Source organism: Microbacterium sp. AB (assembly GCF_032878875.1).
Classification (GTDB): domain Bacteria; phylum Actinomycetota; class Actinomycetes; order Actinomycetales; family Microbacteriaceae; genus Microbacterium; species Microbacterium betulae.
Window position 1 is genome coordinate 3,348,760 of sequence record NZ_CP118157.1, and the last position, 25,985, is coordinate 3,374,744.

At 72.5% G+C, this 25,985-nt stretch carries 25 protein-coding genes; 10 read left to right on the plus strand and 15 right to left on the minus strand.

Annotated features, from left to right (window positions below; all coding sequences use genetic code 11):
- Positions 1–41 precede the first annotated feature (41 nt).
- The 5 genes from N8K70_RS15780 to N8K70_RS15800 all read right to left on the minus strand — a co-directional run bounded on the left by N8K70_RS15780 (position 42) and on the right by N8K70_RS15800 (position 3,817).
- Positions 42–716 (minus strand): DsbA family oxidoreductase, encoded by a 675-nt coding sequence (locus tag N8K70_RS15780; protein WP_317139303.1) that lies wholly within the window; start codon positions 714–716, stop codon positions 42–44.
- Positions 709–975: a hypothetical protein gene (locus N8K70_RS15785; RefSeq protein ID WP_317139304.1), complete on the minus strand. Its 267-nt coding sequence runs from the start codon at positions 973–975 to the stop codon at positions 709–711. The genes N8K70_RS15780 and N8K70_RS15785 overlap by 8 nt, the downstream gene beginning before the upstream one ends.
- A 215-nt stretch (positions 976–1,190) precedes the next feature.
- Positions 1,191–2,156 (minus strand): quinone oxidoreductase family protein, encoded by a 966-nt coding sequence (locus N8K70_RS15790; protein ID WP_317139305.1) that lies wholly within the window; start codon positions 2,154–2,156, stop codon positions 1,191–1,193.
- Positions 2,157–2,286: 130 nt separating this feature from the next.
- A complete protein-coding gene (locus tag N8K70_RS15795) occupies positions 2,287–3,237 on the minus strand; it encodes a zinc-binding dehydrogenase (protein ID WP_317139306.1) in 951 nt (316 codons plus the stop codon).
- A gap of 109 nt (positions 3,238–3,346) precedes the next feature.
- Positions 3,347–3,817 (minus strand): MarR family winged helix-turn-helix transcriptional regulator, encoded by a 471-nt coding sequence (locus tag N8K70_RS15800; RefSeq protein WP_317139307.1) that lies wholly within the window; start codon positions 3,815–3,817, stop codon positions 3,347–3,349.
- A gap of 68 nt (positions 3,818–3,885) precedes the next feature.
- Here N8K70_RS15800 and N8K70_RS15805 point away from each other — a divergent pair, with 68 nt between their 5' ends.
- Entirely contained in the window at positions 3,886–5,160 is a 1,275-nt protein-coding gene (locus N8K70_RS15805; RefSeq protein ID WP_317139308.1) for a multidrug effflux MFS transporter, read from the plus strand.
- 85 nt (positions 5,161–5,245) lie between these two features.
- Here N8K70_RS15805 and N8K70_RS15810 read toward each other — a convergent pair whose 3' ends face one another.
- Genes N8K70_RS15810 through N8K70_RS15820 form a run of 3 tightly spaced genes read right to left on the minus strand, consistent with a single transcriptional unit; the run spans position 5,246 to position 8,398 of the window.
- The gene (locus N8K70_RS15810; RefSeq protein ID WP_317139309.1) at positions 5,246–6,007 is read right to left on the minus strand and encodes a 3-ketoacyl-ACP reductase; all 762 of its coding nucleotides are present in this window, start codon (positions 6,005–6,007) and stop codon (positions 5,246–5,248) included.
- A gap of 11 nt (positions 6,008–6,018) precedes the next feature.
- Entirely contained in the window at positions 6,019–7,512 is a 1,494-nt protein-coding gene (locus N8K70_RS15815) for a flavin-containing monooxygenase (RefSeq protein WP_317139310.1), read from the minus strand.
- Between the two features lie 28 nt (positions 7,513–7,540).
- On the minus strand, positions 7,541–8,398 hold the full coding sequence (locus N8K70_RS15820; protein WP_317139311.1) for an alpha/beta fold hydrolase: 858 nt from the start codon (positions 8,396–8,398) through the stop codon (positions 7,541–7,543).
- Between the two features lie 269 nt (positions 8,399–8,667).
- Between N8K70_RS15820 and N8K70_RS15825 the strand changes: the two genes are divergently transcribed.
- The 5 genes from N8K70_RS15825 (at position 8,668) to N8K70_RS15845 (ending at position 14,159) form a co-directional block, all read left to right on the plus strand.
- Positions 8,668–9,723, plus strand: a complete 1,056-nt coding sequence (locus N8K70_RS15825) for a 3-isopropylmalate dehydrogenase (RefSeq protein WP_317139312.1) — start codon at positions 8,668–8,670, stop codon at positions 9,721–9,723.
- Positions 9,724–9,985: 262 nt separating this feature from the next.
- Positions 9,986–10,771, plus strand: coding sequence for an SDR family NAD(P)-dependent oxidoreductase (locus N8K70_RS15830; protein WP_317139313.1), 786 nt, complete (start codon positions 9,986–9,988; stop codon positions 10,769–10,771).
- Between the two features lie 12 nt (positions 10,772–10,783).
- The gene (locus N8K70_RS15835) at positions 10,784–11,542 is read left to right on the plus strand and encodes an IclR family transcriptional regulator (RefSeq protein ID WP_317139314.1); all 759 of its coding nucleotides are present in this window, start codon (positions 10,784–10,786) and stop codon (positions 11,540–11,542) included.
- Positions 11,543–11,596: 54 nt separating this feature from the next.
- Complete coding sequence (locus N8K70_RS15840; protein ID WP_317139315.1) at positions 11,597–12,349, plus strand: SDR family NAD(P)-dependent oxidoreductase; 753 nt, start codon at positions 11,597–11,599, stop codon at positions 12,347–12,349.
- A gap of 190 nt (positions 12,350–12,539) precedes the next feature.
- Complete coding sequence (locus tag N8K70_RS15845) at positions 12,540–14,159, plus strand: long-chain-fatty-acid--CoA ligase (protein ID WP_317139316.1); 1,620 nt, start codon at positions 12,540–12,542, stop codon at positions 14,157–14,159.
- A gap of 42 nt (positions 14,160–14,201) precedes the next feature.
- Here the strand turns inward: N8K70_RS15845 and N8K70_RS15850 are convergent, their stop codons facing one another.
- The 7 genes from N8K70_RS15850 to N8K70_RS15880 form a co-directional block, all read right to left on the minus strand.
- Positions 14,202–15,308, minus strand: a complete 1,107-nt coding sequence (locus tag N8K70_RS15850; RefSeq protein ID WP_317139317.1) for an acyl-CoA dehydrogenase family protein — start codon at positions 15,306–15,308, stop codon at positions 14,202–14,204.
- On the minus strand, positions 15,305–16,498 hold the full coding sequence (locus N8K70_RS15855) for an acyl-CoA dehydrogenase family protein (RefSeq protein WP_317139318.1): 1,194 nt from the start codon (positions 16,496–16,498) through the stop codon (positions 15,305–15,307). Before N8K70_RS15855 ends, N8K70_RS15850 begins: the two co-directional genes overlap by 4 nt.
- Positions 16,491–16,982, minus strand: a complete 492-nt coding sequence (locus tag N8K70_RS15860; protein ID WP_317139319.1) for a MaoC family dehydratase — start codon at positions 16,980–16,982, stop codon at positions 16,491–16,493. Before N8K70_RS15860 ends, N8K70_RS15855 begins: the two co-directional genes overlap by 8 nt.
- A gap of 22 nt (positions 16,983–17,004) precedes the next feature.
- The gene (locus tag N8K70_RS15865; RefSeq protein ID WP_317139320.1) at positions 17,005–17,766 is read right to left on the minus strand and encodes an SDR family oxidoreductase; all 762 of its coding nucleotides are present in this window, start codon (positions 17,764–17,766) and stop codon (positions 17,005–17,007) included.
- A gap of 47 nt (positions 17,767–17,813) precedes the next feature.
- Entirely contained in the window at positions 17,814–19,031 is a 1,218-nt protein-coding gene (locus N8K70_RS15870) for an acetyl-CoA C-acetyltransferase (protein WP_317139321.1), read from the minus strand.
- 28 nt (positions 19,032–19,059) lie between these two features.
- Positions 19,060–19,890 (minus strand): p-hydroxycinnamoyl CoA hydratase/lyase, encoded by an 831-nt coding sequence (locus N8K70_RS15875; RefSeq protein WP_317139322.1) that lies wholly within the window; start codon positions 19,888–19,890, stop codon positions 19,060–19,062.
- 66 nt (positions 19,891–19,956) lie between these two features.
- Complete coding sequence (locus N8K70_RS15880; RefSeq protein ID WP_317139323.1) at positions 19,957–20,799, minus strand: PaaX family transcriptional regulator; 843 nt, start codon at positions 20,797–20,799, stop codon at positions 19,957–19,959.
- A gap of 92 nt (positions 20,800–20,891) precedes the next feature.
- On the opposite strand from N8K70_RS15880, the gene N8K70_RS15885 reads away from it, so the two are divergent.
- The 4 genes from N8K70_RS15885 to N8K70_RS15900 all read left to right on the plus strand — a co-directional run bounded on the left by N8K70_RS15885 (position 20,892) and on the right by N8K70_RS15900 (position 25,931).
- Complete coding sequence (locus N8K70_RS15885) at positions 20,892–23,072, plus strand: acyl-CoA dehydrogenase family protein (protein WP_317139324.1); 2,181 nt, start codon at positions 20,892–20,894, stop codon at positions 23,070–23,072.
- Positions 23,069–23,842 carry an electron transfer flavoprotein subunit beta/FixA family protein gene (locus N8K70_RS15890; RefSeq protein WP_317139325.1) on the plus strand — a complete coding sequence of 258 codons (774 nt, stop codon included), beginning with the start codon at positions 23,069–23,071 and terminating at the stop codon, positions 23,840–23,842. The genes N8K70_RS15885 and N8K70_RS15890 overlap by 4 nt, the downstream gene beginning before the upstream one ends.
- 11 nt (positions 23,843–23,853) lie before the next feature.
- Positions 23,854–24,840, plus strand: coding sequence for an electron transfer flavoprotein subunit alpha/FixB family protein (locus tag N8K70_RS15895; RefSeq protein WP_317139326.1), 987 nt, complete (start codon positions 23,854–23,856; stop codon positions 24,838–24,840).
- A 236-nt stretch (positions 24,841–25,076) separates the two neighbouring features.
- Positions 25,077–25,931 (plus strand): cytochrome b/b6 domain-containing protein, encoded by an 855-nt coding sequence (locus N8K70_RS15900; RefSeq protein WP_317139327.1) that lies wholly within the window; start codon positions 25,077–25,079, stop codon positions 25,929–25,931.
- Positions 25,932–25,985 lie beyond the last annotated feature (54 nt).

A 25,985-nucleotide genomic window follows, 5' to 3' on the forward strand; every position in this document is an offset into this window, starting at 1 on the left:
GACGACGACGCTCGCCGCGGGGCGCCGCGAGCGGGACTCGGTCACACCGTCTCCTGTGCGCGTTCCGCCGCGACGCGTTCGAGCGCGCCGGCGAAGACGTCGGGCGCCTGAGCGCCGGACAGCCCGTAACGGCCGTCGATGACGTAGAACGGCACCCCGCCGATCCCCAGGCGGCCGGCGAGGGCCTCGTCCTCGCGGACCTCGGCGAGGAACTGCTCGCCGGCGAGCACGTCCGCGGCCTTCCCGCGGTCGAGACCCGCCTGCTCGGCGAGGTCGGCGAGCACGTCCCGGTCGGAGAGGTCCAGACCGCGCTCGAACTGCGCGCTGAAGAGCAGCTCGACGAGCTCGAGCTGCCGGCCCTCGGCACGAGCGAACTGCAGGAGCCGGTGGGCGCGCACGGTGTTGCGGTGCTTGACGTCGTCCATGCGGTAGTCGAGGCCCAGGCTCGCGGCGACGGCCGTCATCTGAGCGCGCATCTCCGCCGCGCGCTCGGGGCTGCCGCCCTTGTGCTTCCCGCCGAGGTACTCCTCCCTCGTCCCGGCGAAGTCCTCCGGGGTGTCGGGCGAGAGCTCGAAGCTGCGGTAGACGACCTCGATCTCGGAGCCGGGATGCTCGTTCGCGAACCGCTCGGCTCCCTCCTCGAGACGTCGCTTGCCGATGAAGCACCACGGGCACGCGACGTCCGACCAGACCTCGATGCGGATGGGCTCACTCATGATCAGACCCTTTCTCTCCGAAGACCGCCACCAGGCGGATGCCCCGCGTCTCCCCGCGGGCGAGGCGCTGCAGCCCCTCGTCGATGTCGTCGAAGCCGATCGGCTCCGTCGCGGTGCGGAACCGTCCGGCGGCGACGAGGCCCACGACCTCGGCCGCATCGGCGGGAGTGCCCCCGAGCGATCCGACGAGCGTGACCTGCTTCATCGTGATCAGCTGCGTCGGGAGCGTCGCCTCCGCCACGCCGAACCCGACCTGCACGACCGACCCGCTCGAGCGGTCTTCCCACGTCGATGAACTGCCATGCGCGCATCTGGACGCACTCTCCTGCGGATCGCTCGCTGACGTTCTCTGAGATGATGCCACCCCGAGCGCGCCGCTCCGCACAGGAGGGGGCGACGTCGAGGGCGCGGGACGTCCGGACGGGGCCGTGCGGGCATCGTACGAGCCCGCACGGCCCCGTCCGGTGACAGGCCTCAGTGCGTGAGGAGCACCTTGCCGGTCGAGTTGCGCGACTTGATCGCGGCGATCGCGGCGCCGGCCTCGGAGACCGGGTAGCGAGCGCCGATGTTCACGGTCAGCTCGCCGCTCGCGACCCACGCGAACAGATCGGCGGCACGGCGGCGCAGCTCCTCCGTCGTGCGGGTGAAGTGGACCACCATCGTGCTCGTCACCGACAGCGAGCCCCCGAAGGTGAGCCGGGACAGGTCCAGCGGCGGGACGGGGCCGCTCGCGCCTCCGTAGACGACGAGCCGGCCGCGCTCGCGCAGGGCCGCGAGTCCGCCGTCGAACGTGTCCGCGCCCACGCTGTCGTAGACGGCCGCGACGCCCTCGCCGCCGGTGAGCTCACGCGCACGGTCCGAGAACCCGTCGTAGAAGAGCACGTGGTCCGCGCCGGCCGCTCGCGCGACCTCGGCCTTCTCCTCGGTCGACACCGTGCCGATCACGGTGCCGCCGCGCAGCTTCGCCACCTGGGTCAGCAGCACGCCCACCCCGCCCGCGGCGGCGTGCACGATCACCGGGTCCCCGTCCTGGACCGCGTAGGCGTCGGTCGCCAGGTAGTGCGCGGTCGTGCCCTGCAGCAGCAGCGCCGTCGCGGTCTCGTCGTCGACCTCGTCGGGGATCGGGATGGCCCGTCCCGCCTCGACGGCGGTGAACTCCGCGAAGCTGCCCTGGCCTCCCGAATGCCAGCCGACGCGCTGGCCGACCTTCAGGTCGGAGACGTCGGCACCGACCTCGACGATCACGCCGACGCCCTCCACCCCGGCGACGAAGGGCGCCTGGATGGGCGTTCCTCCCCCGAGCTGGTGCGCGTCCATGAAGTTCAGGCCCGAGACGTTCACCTGGACCAGCACCTGTGTCGGAGCGGGCGTCGGTCGATCGGTCTCCGTCCAGACGGCGACCTCGGGACCGCCGAAGCGGTCGATCACGATGGCATGCATGGCGATGCCCCTTTCTTCTCGTGGCGCTGGTGCGCCGTGGTGGTCGGGCATGGGCGATCCCGATCCGGATGCCCTGTGGAGCCGTGCGGCCCGGACCGTCCGGGCTCCGAGCGGCCGAGTGCGACCCGCATCAGTCCGCGATCTTGGCGACCAGCCGGCCGACGACCGTGCCCTCGGAGAGCCGACGCAGGCCGTCCGGGATCTCGTCGAAGGCGATCGTCGTGATCGCGGGGTCCAGTCGCCCGGTGGCGAGGACCTCGTAGACCCCGCGCAGGTCGTCCTTGGTGCCGCCGAGGACGCCGACGAGGGTGATCTGACGCATGATGAGCGCCTGGGTGCTGATCGTGGCCTGCAGGCGGCCCATGCCGACCTGCACGACGCGCCCGTCCGGCCGGACGGTCTCGATCGCGGCGGCCGTGGTGGTGCCGAAGCCGGCGAAGTCCACGATCACGTCCAGCTGCTCGTCCGCGAATGCGCTGATGTCGGCCGCGACGCGCTTCACGCCGATCTGATCGCCCAGCCCCCAGACGTCCTCCTTGACCTCGGCGGCATAGACCTCCGCCCCCTGGAGCACGGCGATCCGCGCGCCGATCTGCCCGAGCCCGCCCAGGCCGATGATGCCGACCTTGGTGCCGGCCACGACCTGCCCGGCGGCGACGACGGCGTGGTAGGCGGTGACGCCCGCATCCGTCCCCGCCGCGGCCTGCTCGAACGGGACCCCGTCGGGGATGCGCACGAGCGCTTCCGGGGGAGCGGTCAGCCTGAACGAGTAGCCGCCGTCCCGGCCCAGACCGGGAACGCGGTCGCCGACGAGGGCGATCCCCACGCGGTCGCCGACGCGCCACTCCGCGACGTCGGCGCCGACCTCGCTGATGACCCCGGCGACCTCATGCCCGAGCGTCAGCGGCACCTGCGCGCCGGGAGCCAGCGGGAACGACTCGTCCTCCAGCAGGCCGACGTCCGAGTGGCACAGGCCCGCGGCCTTGATGTCCACGACCACCTCGCCCGGGGCGGCGGTGGGCTCGTCGACCTCGGCGAGGACGAGGGGTTCATGGGTCTTGGTGAACTGCCATGCCTTCATTGCATCTGCTCCTAACAGGCGGTCGCATTCTCTCGGGTGGGCGTCGTCGCAGGGGACCGCGGCTGCGGCGACGGGAAGGGGCGGGCAGTCGGCACCGACTGCGGCCTCCTCAGGCTGTCTGCCTCATGGACGGGCTCGCGGCGCGGGTGACCGACTCGTCGAGCGAGCCGAGCAGCGCGATCACCGGGGCGAGGTCGAGGTCGTCGTCGACGTGCGGAGCGAGGAATCGCGCCCACTCCTGGCGCACCCTCTCCAGGTTGCGGGCGGCGACGGGCGTGGGGTGCACGCTCACGGACCGACGATCCGCCGGGTTCGGGACGCGTTCGATCATGCCCCGCTCCTCCAGCGAGCGCAGGACCGCGCTCGCGTTGCTGGACCGGAGGCCGACCTCCGCGCAGATCCCCGACGGGCTGACGCCCGGATGCCGCTGGACGTGGTCCATGACGAGGCTCTCGAGCTCGGTCACCTCGAGGATCTCGGGATCGAAGTGCCCGTACAGACGGACGTCTCGCGCCACGCTGAGGATGAAGTGCGCGAGGTCGGCGAGCTGCGCCGACCTGTCCTGCCTGCTGGCTGCCATCTGCGGCCTCCTTCGAAACTATTGCTATAGTAGCATAGCTATGTTCATGTAGATAATTGGAGGTGTGGGTGACCCCGCGTACACAGTCTGACCAGCATTCGACGACCACGGCGACCGCCCGGATCGGCATCGGCCTGATGCTCACGCTCGCCCTGCTGTCCGGGATCGCGCCGTTCGCGATCGACATGTACCTGCCGGCGTTCCCGGAGATGGTCGCCGAGCTCGACACCACGGCCTCGGGCGTCCAGCTGTCGTTGACGGCCTTCCTCGTCGGCGCCGGCGTCGGCCAGGTGATCTTCGGGCCGCTCTCCGACCGGTTCGGCCGGCTCGGGCCGCTCGTCGCGGGAATGCTCATCTATCTCGCCGCCAGCGTGGCGACGGCGCTCGCCCCGACGGTCGAGTTCCTCATCGGCGCGCGTCTCGTCCAGGGTCTCGCGGGAGCGGCCGGGATGGTCATCTCTCGCGCCATCATCAGCGACCTCGCCAAGGGCGTCGAAGCTGCACGCGGACTCAGCGTGGTCATGACGGTCAGCGGGATCGCCCCCGTGCTCGCCCCCGTCGCGGGCAGCCTGCTCACCGAGCCCATCGGCTGGCGCGGCCTGATGTGGGTCGTCACGGGCCTGGTGGCCATCGGTCTCATCGCCGTCTTCCTCTCCGTCCGCGAGACCCGGCCGCGCACCGTGCGCGACGCCGCACGCCAGGGACCGAAGACGTCGCCCGTGCGGGCGCTCACCTCCCGCGCGTATCTGGGCAACATGCTCGCCTACGTCTTCGCCTTCACGACGATGATGGCCTACATCTCCGCCTCGCCGTTCCTCTACCAGGGGATGATGGGCATGGACCAGGTCCAGTACGGGCTGGCCTTCGGCCTCAACGCGCTCGCGCTCATGCTCGTCGGAGCCCTCTCCGCCCGGCTGACGCGGCGCTTCCACGTCGCAGCGCTCGCCCGCACCGGGCTCCTGCTGAACCTCGCCTCCGTGGCCGTCTTCGCGGTCCTCGTCTTCACGGGCGCACCGGCGATCTGGCTCACGGTGCCGATCCTCGTCTCCGTCGGCGTGCTCGGGCTCAGCTTCGGCAACGCCACCGCGCTCGCGCTCGCGGCCGTGCCCGCCGCCGCGGGTCTCGGCTCGGCGATCCTCGGCCTGCTTCAGCACGTCTTCGCCGGCATCGCGGCGCCGATCGTCAGCATCGCCGGCGAGACCACGGCCGTGCCGCTCGCCATCACGATGCTCGTCACCTCGGCCCTCGCGAACATCGCGTTCGCCGTCGCCCGAGGCGCCGATCCGCGGCACTCCGCCGCTCCCGCGACGGAGCCCGCCACCGAGCGCGTGGAGACCGCGTAGGAGCACGGAGGGCGCCGGGCGCGGCGCGTCCGGCGCCCTCCGGTGCGGCCGGGTCCGTGTCGGCTGCACGAGGCTCCGCCCGTCCTCAGCGCACCTGGGGGATGGTCACGCCTCCCGCGACCCAGATCGACTCACCCGTCGTGTACGGCAGGCCGCCCGTCGCGAGGGTCGCGACCGTGCGGGCAACATCCTGCGGCGTGCCCCAGCGACGCATCGGCACGGCATCGCGGACGATCTCCTCGATGCGGGGCGCCGCCGCGGCGGTCATGGGCGTGCGGATGAAGCCCGGCCTGACCTCGTGCACGTGGATGCCGTCGACGGCGAGCCGTGCGGCGTAGAGCTGGGTCATCTTGCTGACGGCGGCCTTGCCGATCGCGTACTGGGCGCGGTCGTAGGCGGCGATGTGGGCCGCCATCGACGCGATGTTGACGATGCTGCGATAGTGCGTCGACGCGGACGCGACCATGCTGCGGGCGACCGCCTGCGACAGGAAGAACGTGCCGCGCAGGTTGACGTTCAGCGAACGGTCGAAGTCCGCGGGCTGCACGTCGAGGATGTCGGTCGGCGGCCGCACCGCGATGCCCGCGTTGTTCACGAGCGTGTCGATGCCGCCGAAGTCGGCCACGATCCTGTCGACGACCTCCTGGTGCTCCTCGACGAGGGAGATGTCGAGCCGGTAGTAGCGGAAGCCCTCCGGCAGCGGCGTCTCGGCCTCTGCGAGGTCCGGCTCGACCAGGTCGACGCACGCGCCGCAGAAGCCGCGGGCCTGCAGCTCGTCGAGGATGGCGCGTCCGATCCCGCGGAGCCCCCCGGTCACGACCGCGACGGGACGATGCTCGTCTGACATGATCCGCCCCCTCAGCCGACCGCGACCGGTTGGCGGACCGTGTACACGTCCGGCTCGAAGGTGGCGTTCGTCTCCCGGAAGGCGTGCATGAAGTCCGGCCAGATCAGGGTCAGCGCACCGCTGCGCGGATCGACGTACCAGTTGCGGCATCCGCCGTCGAGCCAGACCGTGCCCTCGCTGAGCTCCCGCACCCGGGCGACGTACTCCTCCTCCGCCTCCTCGGTCACCTCGAGCACCGGGGCGTCGGCCTCGTGCGAGAACCGGAGCGCGCCGAGGATGTAGTCCATCTGCGCCTCGAGGATGTAGATCGCGGAGTTGTGCCCGCTGCTGGTGTTGGGGCCGTTCATGATGAACAGGTTCGGGAAGCCGTGGGTCGTGTTCGAGGCGTAGGCCGTCATGCCGTCGCTCCAGGCGTCGGCGAGCGTGACTCCCTCGCGTCCGTGGACGATGTCGGCGAACAGCGGCTCCGTCGCCTCGAACCCGGTGGCGAAGACGATGACGTCGACGTCGAACGCGTTGCCCGCGGCGCTGATCGCCCGGCTGCCGTCGATGCGCGCGAGCGCGGACGCCTCCAGCGTCACGTGGTCCTGCTGCAGGGTCGGGTAGTAGAGGTCCGAGCCGAGCAGGCGCTTGCAGCCGAGCTCGTAGTCGGGCGTCAGCTTCGCGCGCAGGACGGGGTCGCCGACGCTGCGCTCCAGGTGGTCGAGGGGGATCCTCCGCGCCGCCTCGAGGTACTTCGGGACGCCGCGGCGGGCGGCGAAGTTCGCCTCGGCGGTCCAGAAGGTCTCGGCGCGCAGGGCTCGCAGCGTGTCGGGGCTGCGCTCGAACAGGCGCTGCTGGGCCGGGCTGTACTCGGGGTTCGGCGCCGGGATGATGTAGGCGGGGCTGCGCTGGAAGACCACGACCTCGGACGCGACGGCGGCGAGCTCGGGAAGCAGCTGGACCCCCGACGCCCCCGAGCCGACGAGGGCGATGCGCTTGCCCTCCAGCGGGACGTCGTGGTTCCACCGCGCCGAGTGGAAGAACTCGCCGGCGAAGGTGTCCCTGCCGGGGATGTCGGGCAGACGCTCGTCCGCGAGGTGCCCGCATGCGGTCACCAGGAACTGCGCGGAGTAGGTGGCGTGCGGCGTCTCGACGGTCCAGCGGCCCGCCTCGCCGTCCCACGTGGCGCGCTCCATCGGCTCGCCGAAGCGGATGTGGTCGAGGAGCCCCTCCTCCCGCGCCGACGCGCGGAGGTACTCCTGGATCTCCCTCCCCGGCGCCCTCACCCGCGACCAGTGCGGGTTCAGGCGGAAGGAGAACGAGTACACCTGCGACGGGACGTCGCACGCGACCCCGGGATAGGTGTTGTCCCGCCAGGCGCCGCCGACGTCGTCGGCCCGCTCGACGATGACGAAGTCGTCCGTGCCCTCGCGCTTGAGCCTGATCCCCAGGCCGAGCCCGGCGAAGCCGGCGCCGACGATGAGCACCTCGGTCGTGACGAGCGTGTTCGCGGTGATGGACATCTCTCCTCCTCCGGATCGGGTTCTCCCGCTACGGCTGAGCCGGCGGGATGACGGTGCCGGCAGGGTGCCGTCGTGGATGGGACAGGAAGTTCTCCGCGATGCTCAGCAGCTCGGCCGGGCGCTCGACGAACACGGAGTGCCCGGAGCCGATCTCGGCGTACCGGGCGTCGTCGATGGCCCCGAAGAGGGCGAGGCTGTGATGGCGCGGCACCATCAGGTCGTGCGTGCCCCCGACGACGAGCGTCGTGGCCGCGATGTCCGCCACGCGGTCGGAGATGTCGATGGTCCGGTTGAGGTCCATCTGCAGGGCGCCGAACGTGCTGGGGCGCCCCGGCGGGGCGACGACGTCCATGTCCTCCGGCGAACGCTTCGCGAGGAACGGCACCCCGAAGGCGAACAGCCTCGAGTAGGCCCGGAACGCATCGGGGTCGCCGGCCTTCCGGAGGAACTGGTAGAGGTCGTTGCGCAGGCGCTGCTGGTGGTCGGTCTTGATCCATCCGGCGACGAGCACGAGGTTCTCGACGCGGTCCGCGTGGTGGGCGGCGTAGGAGGCCGCGACGACGGAGCCCAGGGAGTAGCCCAGCAGCGAGATCGGGCCCTCGGGGAGCGCCTCGTCGACGACCGCGCCCACCTGCCGTTCGAGGTGCTCGAGGGTCAGCGCGCTCACGCCCGCCGGCTCGGCCAGGTCGAGCGACACGACCTGCTGTCGCGTCGCGACCATGGGGAACAGCATGGCGAAGTGGGTCGCGGTCGAGCCGCCGGTGCCGTGCACGAGAACGAGCGGCGGACGCGTGGGGTGCGGCCGACCCGACACGTAGTACCGGACCTCGGCGCCGTCGACGCTGACCGCGCCCTCCTCGACCTCGGTCGTCAGGTGTACGGGCATCCGCGTGCTCCCTTGCATGCGAGGCGTCCATCGAGTGGACTAATGACTTTCGGATCTGCGAGCAGAGCCGCCTGGGCGCCTCTCGAGCCGGTCGCCAGGTCGCTGTTCTCTGCGGCTCTCATGCTTTACCCGCGCCGGGCCGCTGTCAAACCTTGTGTCCATTGAGTGGACTGTTTCTCTCTCCGCTCGGTCGATGAACGGGTGCGGGGCTAGCATCGCTGTCGGCATCCCGCCCACGTGCCGGGCACATGATCGAGCAAAGGAGCAGCATGTCGCGTGTCGTGAGACTGGCCGTGATCCCCGGCGACGGGATCGGCCCCGAGGTGATCGCCGAAGCGGTCAAGGTGCTGGACGCCGCGAGCGGCGCGGAGGGGGTGGTCTTCGACAAGACGGTCTTCTCGCTCGGCGCCGCGCGGTATCTCGAGACCGGCGACATCCTCACCGACGAGGACCTCGCGGCCATCCGCGGCCACGACGCGATCCTGCTCGGAGCGGTCGGCGGGGTCCCCGGCGACCCCCGGCTGAGCGATGTCAGCATCGAGCGCGAACTGCTGCTGCAGCTGCGGTTCGACCTGGACCAGTACGTCAACCTCCGCCCCGCGAGGATCTACCCGGGCGTTCCCGGGCCGCTGGCCGATGCCGGGGACGTCGACTTCGTCGTGGTGCGCGAGGGCACGGAGGGCGCGTACTCCGGCAGCGGCGGGTCTCTGCGCACCGGGACGGCGCACGAGATCGCGACCGAGGTCTCGGTGAACACCGCCTTCGGCGTGGAGCGCGTCGTGCGGTACGCGTTCGCGCTCGCCGCGAAGCGGCGCAAGCGGCTGACGTGGGTCGGCAAGACCAACGTCATCGTCTTCGCCGGCGCGCTGTGGCAGCGCGTCGTGGGCGACGTGGCGAAGGAGTACCCGGACGTCGTCGTGGACTACCTGCACGTCGACGCGGCGACCATCCACCTCGTGGCCGACCCCGCGCGCTTCGACGTGATCGTCACCGACAACCTGTTCGGCGACATCCTCACGGACCTGGCCGGCGCGATCACCGGGGGCATCGGGCTCGCCGCGTCCGGGAACATCCATCCCGACGGCGCCTTCCCCTCGATGTTCGAGCCGGTCCACGGCTCCGCGCCCGACATCGCGGGGAGGCGGCTCGCCGACCCGACGGCCGCCATCCTGTCGGTGGCGCTCCTCCTGCAGCACCTCGGCCTGGACGACGAGGCCTCGCGCGTCGCTCGCGCCGTCGAGGCCGACATCGCCTCCCGCGGCGGCCTCCCGGCGCGCACGACCTCCGAGATCGGCGACTCCATCGTGGCGGCTCTCGGCCGCTGAGCGGTCGCTCGGGCGGTGGGAACGCGGCGACCGCGGGAGCTCCCTCCCGTCTCGTCGCTCGCCCGCCGTCCTTGACAAGCGGGGTCGCGAGGGATTTGCTGGAGGGCACCTCCGGCGAACGCTGAGGACGCCGATCGACTCGGATCGTCCACTCACCGAACCATTCACGGAGATCCTTCACACAGCGGTGGGGATCCCCCGAGGGACGCGCGCCGGAAGCGCCGGGGAGCCGGCCGCGCCCTCCCGTTCGAGAGGACCGCCCGTGTTCGAGGTGGAAGACAAGGTGGTCGTGGTGACCGGCGCGAGCGGCGGCCAGGGCGCCGCCGAGGCCATCGGGCTCTCGCGAGCCGGAGCCACGGTCATCGCCGTCGCAAGGGACGACGAGCGTCTGCGCGCGCTCGCGACGCGAGACGACCTCGGCGCCGGCACCGTGGTGCCGTGGCAGCTGGACGTCGCCGACGAGGCGGGCTGGGAGACGCTCGCGGCCTTCGCGCAGACGAGTCATGGCCGTGTGGACGGCCTGGTCAACAACGCCGGCATCGTCCGCAGGGGCGGCGTGATGGACACCGCATGGAGCGACTTCGACGACGTCGAGCGCACGAACCTGAGGGGTCCCATGCTCGCGATGCGCGCGCTGGTCCCCCTCATGCCGCCGGGCGGATCCATCGTCAACGTCGGCTCCACGGCGGGGCTCACCGCGCACTCGTCCGTCTCCTACGGGACCACCAAGTGGGCGCTGCGCGGGCTGACCCGGGGGACGGCGCTGGAGCTCGGCCCCAGCGGGATCCGCGTCAACGCGATCCATCCGGGCTTCATCGACACCCCGCTGACCGAGCACGCCGGCCCGGCGTTCCGCGCCGCGAACGTGACGGCATCCCCCCTGGGGCGGGTGGGCACGCCGGACGACGTCGTGCCGATCGTGATCTTCCTGCTCAGCGACGACTCGTCGTTCATCACCGGCGCCGAGATCCCGGTCGACGGAGGGATCACCTCGCACGGGGGAGCGAAGTTCATCGCCGACGCGCGACGCGCGGAGCTCGCCCGATGACGAGGCCCGGACATGCCCGCTGAAGCGTCGTCGGAGCTGACCCGGAAGGTCCTCAGGATCCTCGCCGCGCTCGCGCAGCGCGGCGAGAGCGGCATCCGGCTGGTCGACGCCGCCCGCGCCACCCAGATCCCGCGCCCGACGGTCTTCCGCATCCTGAAGGAGCTCGCGGACTCCGGGTTCGTGACGAAGGCCGAGTCGGGGACGTATGCGCTCGGACACGCCGTGTTCGAGCTCGCCCTGAGCGCACCCGCGCCCATCGTCGACATCACCACGCTGCGCGCGCTCGCCCGCTCGCTCGCGGACCGCTGCGGCGACACCGTCTACGTCGCCGTGCGCCAGTTCGACGGCGTGAACTACGTCGTCCGCGCCGAGGGCGACTACCCGCTCCAGACCCGCATCCCCGTCGGGACCAACCGCGGGCTCGCCAACAGCTACACGGGCGTCGCGCTCCTTCCGTTCGTGGAGGCGGAGCAGCGCGCCCGGGCGATCGCCGCCCGCCTCGACGGCCTCGACGCCGACGCCGCCGACGCCGTCCGCGCCACGATCGCGGACCTCATGAGCCAGATCGCCACCCGCGGCTACTGCAGCGCCCCCGACCTCGTGCTGCCGGGCGTCGCGGGCCTCTCCACCCCCATTCGCGCCGGCCGGGGCGCCCCCTACGCCGCCATCGCGATCTCGGGGGTCTCCCCGCGCCTGCCCGCGGAGCGGATCGAGCCCCTGGCGCGACTGCTGCTCGCGACCGAGAAGCAGATGCGGGCGTGCTTCGCCTGACCTCGCGCACAAGACGAACGCCCCCTGAGAACCCGAGATCCGACGGAGGACTCCATGACCGACAGCATCCGCACCGCGATCGTGACCGGCGCCGCGAACGGCATCGGCTCGGCCGTCGTCGACAAGCTCGCCTCGCTCGGGATCGCCGTCGTGGCGGTCGACCTGGACGCCGACGGCGCCGCGGCCGTCGCGAGTCGCGTGAGGGACAGCGGGCTGCCCGCCACGTCGCTCGCGGGCGACGTCTCGGACCCCGCCCTCTCCGTCGCCGCGGTCGACGCCGCGGTCGGTCTCACGGGCGGCCTCGACATCCTCGTCAACAACGCCGGCAAGGGCACCGTCCAGGCGGCGATCGCCGACACCGAGCTGGAGAACTGGCGGCGTGACATCGAGGTCAACCTGACCGGGCAGTTCCTCTTCTGCCGGGCCGCGATCCCCGCGCTCATCGCCCGGGGCTGGGGCCGGATCGTGAACGTCGCGTCGGCCTCGGGGATGGAGGGCCTCGCCCTGGCCGGGGGGTATGCGGCGGCGAAGGCCGGGGTCATCGCGCTCACCAAGACGCTGGGCAAGGAGCTCGCCCAGACCGGCGTCATCGTCAACGCCGTCGCACCGGCGCTCATCCGGTCGGAGATGCTCAGCCGGCCGACCTTCCGACGCGAGATGCTCGAGTCGCTGCTCGCGCGCATCCCCATGGGACGCGTGGGCGAGCCCTCCGAGGTCGCCGAGATGATCGCCTTCCTCGCGAGCGACGCGGTCAGCTTCTCCACGGGAGCCGTGTTCGACCTGTCGGGCGGGCGGGCCACGTACTAGCGTGCCGCCCGGACCGCCCCGGGTCGCACGGTGCCCCGTCCACGGTCGTGTTCGCACACGCTGTCTGAGCGAGGACCGCGTTTTTCCGGCACGGGATCGTGCCGCGCCGCCGTCCGCCCGATTAGCGTGGCACGCAGGTTCCGCGGCGCCGTGCGCGCGCCCGATCCCCCGTACTCGATGAGGAGACGCGATGAGCAGTGCCGTCCACACCGCCGAGGTCCGTTCCGCGGATGCGGACATCGTCGGCCGGGGGATGACGATGTCGGACCAGCTCGCACGTCAGGCGCGCGTCGACGGCGGGCGCATCGCGTTCGTCTACGACGCCACGCGCCGAAGCTATCGCGAGGTCGACGAACGGGTCAGCCGCCTGGCGAACGCGCTGCGCGAGCGCGGCGTCGGCCACGGCGACCGCGTCGTCGTGCTGGGATTCAACACCCTCGAGGTCATCGAGGCCTACTTCGCGGTCGTCCGGCTCGGCGCGATCTGCGTGCCGGTCAACTTCCGGCTCGTCGCCCACGAGATCGCCTACATCCTCGAGGACAGCGGGGCCGCCGCGGCCGTCGTCCAGGCGCGGTTCCTCGACGTCGTGACGGAGGCGCGCAGCCTCGCGGGCGAGACGGGCTCCCTGCTCGTCTTCGGCGGCGAGCCGCGGGGGGACGCCGAGGAGTACGAGGGGGTGCTCGCCCAGGCCGAGCCGTCGTTCCGCGAGCACCGCGTGGAGCTCGCCGAGCCGGCCTTCATCATGTACACGTCGGGCACCACCGGGCGTCCGAAGGGCGCCGTGCTCACCCACAACCATCTGCTGCTGCACAGCGTCAACACCATCGCGCACTCCGACGCGCCCATGCTCGACCGCGTGAACCTCGTGGCGGCGCCGCTGTTCCACGTCGCCGCCATGGCGGGCCTGCTCAAGCCGCTCATGCTCGGCGGTCGCACGATCGTGCAGCCCTTCGGCGCGTTCGATCCGGCGGCGCTGCTCGACCTGGTGGAGCGCGAGCGCATCTCGTCGCTGTTCCTGGTGCCGACGCAGTGGCAGGCCGTGTGCGAGGTGCCCGGCATCGAGCGGCGCGACCTCTCGTCGCTGCGCCGCATCGCGTGGGGCGGGGCGCCGGCGACCATCGCGCTGCTCGAGCTCCTGAATGCCACGTTCCCGCAGGCCCCGGTCGTGAGCGTCTTCGGCCAGACCGAGTGCGGCCCGATCACCGCGATGCTGCAGGGAGCCGATCAGGTGCGCAAGATCGGCTCCATCGGGCTGCCGACCCTCAACGTCGAGGTGCGCGTCGTCGACGACGACCTGAACGACGTCGCCGCCGGCGAGGTCGGCGAGATCGTGTACCGCACGCCCATGGTCATGAAGGAGTACTGGAACAAGCCCGAGGCGACCGCGGAGGCGTTCCGGGGCGGCTGGTTCCACTCGGGAGACCTCGTCCGCCGCGACGAGGAGGGCTATCTCTACATCGTGGACCGCAAGAAGGACATGATCATCTCAGGCGGCGAGAACATCTACTGCGCCGAGGTGGAGAACGTGCTCGCGGGCCATCCGAAGGTGCGGGAGGTCGCGGTCGTCGGCGTGCCGCACGAGAAGTGGGGCGAGACCCCGCTCGCGGTGATCGTCCCGCAGGACCCCGGGGAGCCGCCGACGACGGACGAGCTCACCGGCTGGCTCGCCCCGCGACTGGCCCGCTACAAGCGGCCTCATCAGGTCGCGATCGTCGGGAGCCTGCCGCGGAACTCGCTCGGCAAGGTGCTCAAGGACCGGATACGCCGAGACCGCGAGGCCGGCCGGCTCTCCGTGCAGGCGGCGCGCTAGCGCGGGCCCCGCCGCGACGCGCCCGCGGCGGGGACGGCCCGTTCAGCGCAGGTCGACGAGGTCGGCCAGCGCGGAACGGTGGAAGCCGGGCGTGCCGAGCGCGATCTGGTCGGCCTTCGCGCGCTTCAGGAACAGATGGGCCGGATGCTCCCACGTCATCCCGATGCCGCCCAGCAGCTGGATCGCCTCCTCCGCGGCCTGCACCGCGACGTCGGAGCACCATGCCTGGGCGACGGCGGCGGCCACCTCCCGGTCCGGATCGTCGTCGGCGAACGCGGCGGCGGCGTACCTGGCCGCGGCCGCCGCCGACTCGATCGACACGTAGAGGTCGGCGAGCCGGTGCTTGAGGGCCTGATAGCCGCCGAGGACCCTGCCGAACTGCCGGCGCGCCTTCAGATGCTCGATCGTCGTCGCCAACGACCATTGCGCCACGCCCAGCTGCTCGGAAGCGAGCAGGGCCGCGCCCGTGAGCAGCGCGCGACGGATGGCCGTCTCGCCGGCCCCCGGCGAGACCACCGGGCGCCCCCGCGCGCCGACGACGCGCACATCGGCGAGCGGACGGGTCATGTCGAGAGAGGTCACGGCCTCGACGGACGCCTCGTGCGCCGGGACCGCGTAGAGGGCGACCCCGTCGGCGAGAGCCACCGGGACGAGGAGCACGTCGGCCTCGATCGCACCCGCCACGCTCGTGACGTCGATGCCGACGCCGCCGTCGGGGTCCACCCGGCCGATCGTCGTCGCGATGCCGGGCGCCGTCGAGAACGGCACGAGCAGCGCCGCGGTCGAGGCGCCCGCCGCGAGCGAGGCGAGCAGGTCGTCCGCCGCCGGCCCGTCGCCCTGCAGCAGCGCGGCGGTCGCGATGACGCCGCTCGTCAGGAACGGCACCGGCGCCGCGGCCCTGCCGAGCTCCTCGAGCACCACGGCCGCCTCGCGAGCCGACGCGCCCGCCCCTCCCCGGTCCTCCGGGACGAGCAGACCGCCGAGCCCCATCTCCTGCGAGAGCGACGACCACAGCGGGACGGCGAGAGAGCGGTCGCCGTCGTAGACCGGGATCACGTCCCGCGGATCGCACCGGTCGGTCAGCACGTCCCTGACGCTCGCGCGCAGATCGTCCTCGAGCTCGGAGTACAGGAGGTTCAGCTCGGTCATCGCGGGAGATCCTTCCAGGGGACGTCCTTGTCGGCGCGCGGCTCGGGGGGCAGGCCGAGGATGCGCTCGGCGACGATGTTCCGCAGCACCTCCGAGGTCCCTCCCTCGATGGTCCTGCCCTTGATGCGCAGATAGCGGTAGCCGGGGCTTCCGCCCGTCGTCTCGACGCGGTCGGGGCGCGTCATGCTCCAGTCCGGATAGCGCAGTCCCTCCTCGCCGCACAGCTCGAGCTCGAGACCGCTGAGCTGCTGGTTGAGCCGCCCCGTCGCGAGCTTCAGCGCCGCTCCCTCGGGGCCCGGCTGTCCGGCCTCGAGCTTCTGACGGAGGCGTTCGCCCGTGAGACGGGCGACCTCGGCGCCCACCCAGAGCGAGAGCAGCCGGTCGTGCAGCTCGGGGGTGCGGCGCTCGGGATGCTCCCGCCAGTTCCTGCTGACCACTCCGACGACGCCGGACTCCCGGACGACGGCGGCTCCGCCGAGCGACACGCGCTCGTTGTTCAGGGTCGTGCCCGCGATCCGCCATCCCTCGCCCTCGCCGCCGAGACGGAACGCGTCGGCGATCCGGACGTCCGTCAGGAAGACCTCGTTGAACTCCGCCTCGCCCGTGATCTGACGCAGCGGCCGCACCTCGACGCCCGGCGCACGCATGTCGCAGAGGAAGTACGTGATCCCCGCGTGCTTGGGCACCGTGGCGTCGGTGCGCGCGAGCAGGATCGCCCAGTCCGCCCGGTGCGCCATCGAGGTCCACACCTTCTGGCCGCTGACGATCCAGTCGCCGCCGTCCCGCACGGCGCGCGTCCCCAGCGCTGCGAGGTCCGATCCCGCACCCGGCTCGCTGAAGAGCTGGCACCACACCTCCTCTCCGGTCCAGAGCGGACGGAGGAACCGGCGCTTCTGCTCCTCCGTCCCGAAGGCGAGGACGGTGGGCGCGGCCATGCCGAGCCCGATGCCGATGGCCCGCGGATCGTTGTCGGGCGCCCCGGCCGCCGACAGCAGTCGGTCGACCTCGGGCTGGAGCGCCCGCGGCAGCCCGAGCCCGCCGAGACCCGGCGGATAGGACACCCATGCCAGGCCCGCGTCGAACCTCGCCCGCAGGAACTCCCGCCTGTCGCTCGTGGACGGGTCGTGGCGCTCGAGAAGCGCGGCGACGCGTTCTCGCAGATCCTCCACGACATCGGCGGTGTCAGTCATGCGCCGTCTCCTCATCGCTCGTCTCCGGCCGCGGCACGAGAAGCGCCACGGTCTCCGCCACGCACACCGGCTTCCCGCCGCCCTCCCGTTCGACGGTCACCCGCTCGACCAGCTGATGGCCGCGGGGGGTCGCGGTGAGCGACACGAGCTCGACGCCCACGCGGACGCGCGAGCCCGCCGGCGTCGGGGCCGGGAAGCGCACCCTCCCGGCCCCGTAGTTCACGACCATCCGCAGCCCCGCGATGGTGTAGATCTGCGCCGAGAGGGAGGGGACGAGCGCCAGGACCAGGTAGCCGTGCGCGATGGTCGTCCCGAACGGGCCGCGCGCCGCCCGTTCGGGATCGACGTGGATCCACTGCCGATCGCCCGTCAGCTCGGCGAACGCGTCGATCCGCTCCTGCGTCACCTCGAACCACCCCGACCACCCGAGGTGCGTCCCGATCGCGCCGTCCAGCTCGTCGAGTCCGTCGATGACCCTCACCATGCGCCCCTCCTCGCCCATCGGCTCAGTCGACCGGTCCGCCGGCGGCGTAGACGACCTGACCGGAGATGTACCCCGCTCCCTCGCTCACGAGGAAGGAGGCCAGATGCGCGATGTCCTCCGGATCGCCCGCGCGCCCGACCGGGATCTTCTTCACCACGGCGTTCGCGAACTCCTCGAAGGAGATGCCCAGACGCTCCGCCGTGGCTCTGGTCATGTCGGTCTGGATGAACCCCGGGGCGATGGCGTTGACCGTGATGCCGAACCGGCCGAGCTCGATCGCGAGCGTCTTGGTGAGCCCCTGCAGCCCGGCCTTCGCGGTCGAGTAGTTGGCCTGGCCGCGGTTTCCCAGCGCCGCCGTGCTGGAGATGTTCACGATCCGCCCCCAGCCGGCCGCGGTCATGTGCCGCTGGGCGGCGCGGCTCAGCAGGAACGCGCCGCGCAGGTGGACGTCGAGGACCGAGTCCCACTCGTCGACGGTGAGCTTGAACAGCAGGTTGTCCCGGGTGATCCCCGCGTTGTTCACGAGCACGGACGGCGGCCCCAGTCGATCGGCCACCCGCTCGACGACCTCCTCGACGGCGTGCTCGTCGGTGACGTCGACGCCGAACGCGCCGGCTCGGCCGCCGGCGCGCCCGATCTCCGACGCCACCGCTCCGGCGCCTCGCTCGTCGAGGTCGAGGACCGCGACGCCGAAGCCGTCTGCCGCGAGACGCCGTGCGACGGCGGCGCCGATGCCGCGCGCCGCCCCGGTGACGACGGCGATGCGCGCGTCTGGAGTGCTCATGTCGGATCTCCTGTCGATCGTGGGGCTGCGTGTGTCCGGGGGCGGTCTCAGCTCAGGCGTTCGAGGACGAGCGCCATGCCCTGACCGCCCGCCACGCACATGGTCTCCAGGCCGAACTGGCCGTCGTCGTGGCGCAGCGAGTTGAGAAGGGTGGTCGTGATGCGGGCGCCGGTCATGCCGAACGGGTGACCGACCGCGATCGCCCCGCCGTGGACGTTGAGCCTGTCCTCGTCGATCCCGAGCTCGCGCGCCGACGGGATCACCTGGGCGGCGAACGCCTCGTTGATCTCCACGAGGTCGATGTCGTCGATCGTGAGACCGGCGAGCGCCAGCGCCCGACGGGACGCCTCGACCGGGCCGAGCCCCATCGTCTCCGGGGACAGCGCGCTCACCCCGGTGCTGACGACGCGGGCGAGCGGGGTGATGCCGAGCCGACGGGCCTTGACGTCCGACATGACGACCAAGGCCGCGGCGCCGTCGTTGACGCCGCAGCAGTTCGCTGCCGTGACCGTGCCGTCGGGCCGGAACACGGGCTCCAGGGCGGCGACGCGCTCCAGGGTCACGCCGGCGCGAGGCCCGTCGTCGCGGGAGACGACGGTGCCGTCGGGGAGCGTGACCGGAGTGATCTCCCGCGACCAGAAGCCGTCGGCGACGGCCGCCTCCGCGCGGTTCTGGCTGCGCACGGCGAAGGCGTCCTGCTCCTCCCGACTGACGCCGGTGAGCCGGGCGACGTTCTCGGCGGTCTGGCCCATCTGCAGGTAGACGTCGGGGAGCTCGCCGTCGTGCCGCGGGTCCGTCCAGGGCCGGCGGCCGGCGGCGACCTCGCCGCTGCGCGTCTCGGCGCGCTCGAACCGGGGGTTCTTCGTGCCGGGGCCGCCGTCGGACCTGCCCGCGGCGTACTGGCTCACCGTCTCGACGCCGGCCGAGACGAACACGTCGCCCTCCCCCGCCCTGATGGCGTGCAGCGCCATGCGGGTCGTCTGCACACTCGACGCGCAGTACCGGTTGACGGTGGTTCCCGGGAGGCGGTCGAGCCCCGCGAGCACGGCCACGACCCGGGCGAGGTTGTAGCCGGAGCTGCCGGCGGGAGAGCCGCATCCGAGGAAGAGGTCCTCGATGTCGCGCGGGTCGAGCTGGGGGACCTGCGCAAGCGCCGCCTCGAGGATCTGGACGGCGAGGTCGTCGGGCCGCACATCGCGCAAGGACCCCTTCCCCGCGCGTCCGATGGGCGAGCGGGCAGCGGCGACGATGACGGCTTCGGGCACGGCGACTCCGTTTCGAGGGGGGCGAGGATCACGCGCCGGAGCCGTCGCGGCGATAGGCGCCCAGGCCGGGCTTGAACTCCTTGGTGTCCAGGAACTGCGACAGCCCCTGGGCGCGACCGCGCTCGGGATCGCTCCGCGCGAGCTGCGCCGCCTTCGCTCCCAGGTAGTCCGTCGCCTGCTCATAGTCCATCGTGGCGGAGTGGCGGAGCGCCTCCTTCGTCGCGCGGAGGGCGTACGGGTTGAGCGCGAGGAGCGTCGTCGTGAGCTCCCTCACCGCATCGTCGAGCTCGGCACGCGGCACCGACTCGTTCACCAGGCCGATCTCCCTGGCACGCTGGCCGCCGAAGGTCTTGCCGGTGAGCGCGTAGTACAGCGCGTCGCGGTAGCCGAGGCTCAGGGCGATGTCCCGAGTGACCAGGCCACCGGGGAGGATGCCCCAGTTGACCTCGGAGAGGCCGAACCGCGCCTCGTCCGCGGCGATCGCCAGGTCGCACGAGATCAGCGGCATGAACGCCCCACCGAAACACCATCCGTTCACCGCGGCGATCGTGACGCGGGGGAAGAAGCGCAGGCGGCTGTACGACCACTCGCGCATCGTCCACTTGGTGCGCTCCGACAGCACCGGGTCGTCCTCCGTCTCGCGGAAGTACTCCTTGAGGTCCATCCCCGCGCTGAACGACTCCCCCGCGCCGGTGAGCACCAGCACGTCGGTCTCGGGATCCGAGCTCAGCCGGGTCAGGGCGTCGAGCATCTCGTCGTTGAGCTGCGGGCTCATCGCGTTGCGCTTGCGGGGCCGGTTCAGCGTGACGGTCGTGACCCGGCTCTCGTTCTCGACCGTGATGCATTCGTACGCGGGCATCCTTGCTCCTCCGTCGGGCGTTCGTCGCAGCCCCGAGGAGAACATATAACCTTTATGCGTTCGACGTCAATCTATTGATACAGGTTTCCCGTCGACCTCCGCGACCAGCCGATAGTAGTCCGCCGACCCCTCGGCCAGGAGCGCGTGCGCCTGCCCGAACAGCCGACGCGCCTCGTCGCCCTGCCACCCCGCGGGCTGGAGGTCCGCCGGGAACCGGGGATCGCGCCACGCGAGCCGGCGGTACGAGTGGACCAGGCCGATGCGCGCCACGAGCGCCGTCCGGCCGTCCAGCGCCGCCTGCCGGTACGCCGGCATCCGCGCCCGCAGCTCCCGCACATACGCCTCGTAGTCGAGTCCGAGCGGCCCCAGGTCCCAGCACGCCGCGGCCAGCGCCCGATCCGCCGCCAGCCCGGAGGTCCGCGTCGTCAGGGTGGTCAGCGTCGCCGCCGCCAGCTCCGCGGTGGCGGTGAGGATGTCGTCGAACCCGGGACGGGGGCGGATCCACGTCGCGGGCGCGAGGAGCCCGAAGCCGTGCCACACGAGCTGCCTGCGCAGCTCGTCCCTGGTGTGCCGGTCGCCCTCCGGCACCGAGGAGACGACCATCGACCACTCGCCCGCCCACGCGTCGGGCGCCGGGCTGTGGATCCGCTGCGCCCCCTCGTGGATGGCCAGCACGCCCACGGCGCTCAGGCGGTACACCGACTCGCGCCCCTCGCGGCGCACCTCGAACCACCCGCGCTCGCGGAGGCGGGCGAGGGTCACGCGCATCGTCGGGCCGGAAACGCCGAGATCCTCGCCGAGGGCGACCAGGGACTTGAGCCGCAGCTCGCGCCCCCCGGAGCGGCTGAAGTCGCCGAGCAGGTTGACGACGAGAGCGCCGGGGCGCGCCCTGATCTCTTCGAAGGTCACGATCGAATAGTAGCCAAGGTTGATATATAACGTTCTTTCGTTCTACTGCTTGATACTGATACAGTGCTCGCAGCACCCGAAGGAGCGTGACCGTGGTCGACACGACAGCATCCGCGACGGCGGCCGGCCCCGGCCTGGAGGCCGAGGAGACCGCCGCGCTGCGCGAGTCCGTGAGACGGGTCTGCGCGGACCTGTGGCCGGATGCGACCCACGCCGCGCACGGCGACCTCGCCGCGCTCTGGCTCGCCGCGGGCCGGCAGGGCTGGACCGGGCTCGGCGCCCCCGAGCTCTTCCCCGCCGCGCTCGCCGTGCAGGAGGAGCTCGGGCGCCTCGCCGCGCCGTTCCCCGCGACGGATGTCGCGCTCGTCGCCGACGTCGTCGAGACGCTCGGCGAGGTCGGCCTGTCCGCCGGGATCGCCGCCGCGACCGTGCGCCCGGTGATCGCCCACGCGACGCTGGAGGCTCCGGGCGGCGTCGTCGCGCGGCATGTCGAGGCGGCATCCGCCGCCACGCATCTGCTCGTGGTCGACGAGGCGGGCGGGCGGCTCGGCTGGTTCGCCCTGGAGGGCGCCGAGGTGTCCGAGCTCCCCGGCCTGCCCGTCCCGGCGTGGTCCGCGATCAGACCGGCCGGAGGACCCGCGTGGACCGTCCCCCTCGCCGAGCATCCGTCTCTGCTTCGCCTCCGCCGGCTCGGTCTCGCCGCACGAGCCGCCGCCGCGGTCGGACGCACGCACGAGCTGGCACTCGAGCATGCGAAGCGGCGCGAGCAGTTCGGGAGGCCCATCGGAGCGTTCCAGGCCGTGTCGCACCGCCTGGTCGACACGGAGATCGGGCTCACCGCGGCCCGGGAGCTCCTCGCGCACGCGCTCGAGCTGCGGGCGGCGGGCGACACCGCCTGGCAGCTGGCGGCCGAGGTCTACATCGAGTTCGCGGCCGAGCGCCTGCCGGGTCTGCAGTTCGGCGCGCACCACACGCTCGCGGCCACCGGCTACTTCGAGGAGAGCGAGGGCCCGTGGCTGTTCCGCCGCGTGCACGCCGACCTCGCCGCCCTCTCGGCGGTCGGCCGCGACGCGGGCGTCGGGGAGCACCTGATCGATCGGAGGCTCCCGCTGCCGCAGCACGATCGCGGCCCCTCCGCCCGACGGGTGCGCGACGAGGTGCTCGAGGCGTTCGCACCGTGGACGTCGGGCCCGCCCTCGCATCTGCACACCTGGGACGACGCGGCGCGCGCGGTGCTCCGCGACCGCGGATGGATCGGCGTCGGCTGGCCCCGCGAGGCCGGAGGCGGCGGCTGGCCGGTGGGCGACGTCCTCGCCTTCTCGGAGGCGCTCGCGTACGCGAATCCGCCCCTGGGCAACATCCTGATGGGCATCAACTCGATCGCGCCCGTCGCCATCAGGGTCGGAAGCCCCGCCCTGCGCGAGCTCGTGCTGAACGAGGTGCGCAAGGGCGACCTGTCGATCGCCCTGGGGTACTCCGAGCCGGGAGCCGGGTCGGACCTCGCGTCGCTGCGCACACGCGCCGATCGCGTCGACGGCGGCTGGCTCGTCAACGGCCAGAAGATGTGGGGCACGTGCTTCCCGGACTCGCGATGGGTCCTCCTGGCCGCGCGCACCGACCCCGACGCGACGCCCCCGCAGGCGGGAATCACGCTCTTCCTCGTCGACGCCGACGCCCCGGGCATCACGGCCAGCCCGCACACCTCGCTCGCCGGAGACGTCTCGGCCACCACCTTCTGGGACGACGTCTTCGTGCCCGACGACCGCGTCGTCGGCGAGGTCGGCGCAGGGTGGGCGGCGCTCACCGAGGCGCTGGCCGCCGAGCGCGTGCTGATCGGCGCGAGCGTGATGCGCGCGCACCGCGCGTTCGAACGGCTGGTCGACCTGGTCTCCTCGGACCCGGCGTCGGTGCTGCCCGCGCGCCGGCCGGAGCTGCGTCGCGAGATCGGACGGATCGCGGTGAGGCTGCAGGCGGCGAGGGCGCTCGTGAACCGGGGCGTCCGCGCCCTGACGAGCGGGGAGGGCGCGCGCGTCGAGGCGCCGATGGCGAAGATCGCGGCCACCGAGCTCGCCGAGGATCTGAACGCCGCCGCGATCGGCCTGCTCGGTCCCGACGCGCTGTACGAGTGGGGCGTCGACGGCGCAGCCGGCGACGGCTCCTTCGAGGACGGCCTGCGCGCCTCGATCATGGGGGTGATCGCCGGCGGCACCGGCGACATCCAGCGCAATCTCGTGGCACGTGCCCTCGGGTTGCAGGAGAGGAGTCGTCGATGAGGATCATCGTCCTGGTCAAGGAGGTCCCCGACACCTACGGGAGCCGCACGCTCGACCTGCAGACCGGTCTCGCGGACCGCGACGCGAGCGAGAGGGTGCTCGACGAGATCGGCGAGCGCGCGATCGAGTTCGCCGTCTCCTCCGCGGAGCAGCACCCCGGAACCGAGGTCGTGCTGCTGTCGGCCGGGCCGGACTCCGTGCCGGCGACGCTGCGGAAGGGGCTCGCGATGGGGGCGTCCCGCGCGGTCCACGTGCGAGACGACGGGATGCGCGGCGCCGACCTGACGCTCACGGCCGAGGCGCTGGCCAGGGCGATCGAGCGGATCGGCTTCGACCTGGTGGTCGCGGGGAACCTCTCGACCGACGGCTCGGGCGGGGTCGTCCCGGCGATGGTGGCGCAGTGGCTGGGGGTGCCGCACGCCACGAACCTCGACGCGGCGGGCATCGAGGACGGCACGGTCTCCGGCGAGCGGGCGAGCGACGGCGGCGTCCTCCGGCTCTCCGCTCCGCTTCCCGCCGTGCTGTCGATCACCGAGCGGCTCCCCGACCCGCGCTTCCCCCACTTCACGGGGATCATGGCGGCCAAGCGGAAGCCCTTCGAGACCCTCGGCCTCGCCGATCTCGGGGTCGACGCCGGAGCGGACACGCCGCGGTCCGTCGTGCTCGCCGTGAACGAGCGGCCGGCCCGTGCGGCCGGGGTGAAGATCGTCGACGACGGCGACGCGGGGACCCGGATCGCCGAGTTCCTGGTGCAGAACAGGCTGGCGTGAGGAGCAGGACCATGACCGATCTCCCGACGGATGCGATCCTCGTGCTCGCCGAGGCGGACCCCGCGGGCGGGCTCGCCAGGAGCGTGCCCGCCCTGCTGGGCGCGGCCGGCCTCGTGGGCACCCCCGTCGCGCTCGTGGTGACCGCGCCCGGCTCCGCGCAGGCCGCTGCGGAGGCCGCCGGCCGCCTGGGCGCGCCCCACGTGCTCGCCGTGGAGACGCCGCACGCCGACGCCGTGCTCACCCGTCCGCTCGTGGACGCGCTGGCCGCGGCGATGGACGCCGTGCGGCCGGCCGCGGTGCTGATCTCGAACTCCGTCGAGGGGCGGGACGCCGCCGGACGACTCGCCGTGCGCACGCGCAGCGCGCTCGCCGTCGACGCGATCGGCGTCGACCGCGACGAGGAGGGGATCGTCGTGCGGCATTCCGTGTACGGCGGCGACTACGACGTCGACTCGGCCGTCACCTTCGGCACGCCGATCATCACGGTGCGCGAGGGCGCGGTCGACGCGCGCGCCACGGCCACCACCCCCGTCGTCACGGCGCTGGACGTGGCGTCGACCGATGCCCCCGCGGCGACGGTCACCGGCTTCACGGCGGCGGAGGCGCCGTCGTCCCGGCCCGAGCTGCGCGGGGCCGCCGCCGTGGTCTCGGGAGGCAGAGGGCTCGGATCGTCCGAGGGCTTCGCGCTGGTCGAAGAGCTCGCCGACGCGCTCGGGGCCGCGGTGGGCGCCTCGCGAGCGGCCGTCGACGCGGGCTTCGTCCCGCAGAGCCACCAGGTCGGCCAGACGGGCGTGTCGGTCTCGCCGCAGCTGTACGTCGCGCTCGGCATCTCCGGTGCGATCCAGCACCGCGCCGGCATGCAGACCTCGAAGACGATCGTGGCGATCGACAAGGACGCCGACGCGCCGATCTTCGACATCGCCGACCTGGGCGTCGTGGGCGACGTGTTCGCGGTCGTGCCGCAGCTGATCCGAGCGCTCGAGTCGCGGAGGGGCTGAGGCCGTTGTCCGAGCAGGAGCGGCCTCCGCGACCGATCAGGCGGGGCCTCCCCCGCGACCCGGGAGGCGCGGTCGGTCCGGGCCCCGGAGCGGGGCGGCCGGCGCCCGGCGCCGATGAGCCCGTCGCGGATCGCACCGACGCCCCGGCCGCGAGCGCCGGGGGGACGCCCGCGCCGGCCGCCGGCCCGCCGTCCCGTCGCCTTCCGCCGCGGCGCGCCGCGCGTGCGACCGCCGGCGTGATCGGGCTGCTGGTCGCGGCGTCAGCCGCCGTGCTCGTCGCACGGTGGCTGCTGACGCTGGAGCCGCTGCGGGACTTCGTGGCGGCCTATCCCGGCCACGCGCCCCTGCCCGAGGGAGCGCCCGTCGGCATCCCGGGATGGCTGGGATGGCAGCACTTCATGAACGCCTTCCTGATGGTGCTGATCGTCCGCAGCGGCTGGCAGGTGCGCACCGAGAGACGCCCCGCCGCGTACTGGAGCCCCCGCCGGCCGAAGGACGGCACGCGGAGGATCAGCCTCACGCTGTGGTTCCATCAGTCGCTCGACCTGCTGTGGGTCGTCAACGGCGTGGTCTTCGTCGTGCTGCTGTTCGCCACCGGGCAGTGGATGCGCGTCGTGCCCACCAGCTGGGAGATCCTCCCGAACGCGGCATCCGCGCTCCTGCAGTACCTCTCCCTGGACTGGCCGACCGAGAACGGCTGGGTCAACTACAACGCGCTCCAGGTCCTGGCCTACTTCACGACGATCTTCGTCGCCGCTCCGCTGGCCGCCGTCACCGGCATCCGGATGTCCGGTCTGTGGCCTTCGACGGCGCGACGGCTCACCCGGCTCTATCCCGTGGAGCTCGCACGCGCGATCCACTTCCCCGTGATGCTCTACTTCGTCGTCTTCATCGTCGTCCACGTCTCCCTGGTGCTCGCCACCGGCGCGCTGCGCAACCTCAACCACATGTACGGCGGCCAGGATGCGGTGAACTGGACAGGGTTCTGGATCTTCTCCGCGTCGCTCGTCGTGATCGCCGCCGCCTGGCTCGCCGCCCGCCCCGTCGTGCTCGCGCAGATCGCGCGGCTGTCCGGCGAGGTCGGCCGATAGCCGTCGTCGGCTCCCGGTCGATCCGGGCATCGCCGGCAGCGGAGAGAATACGTA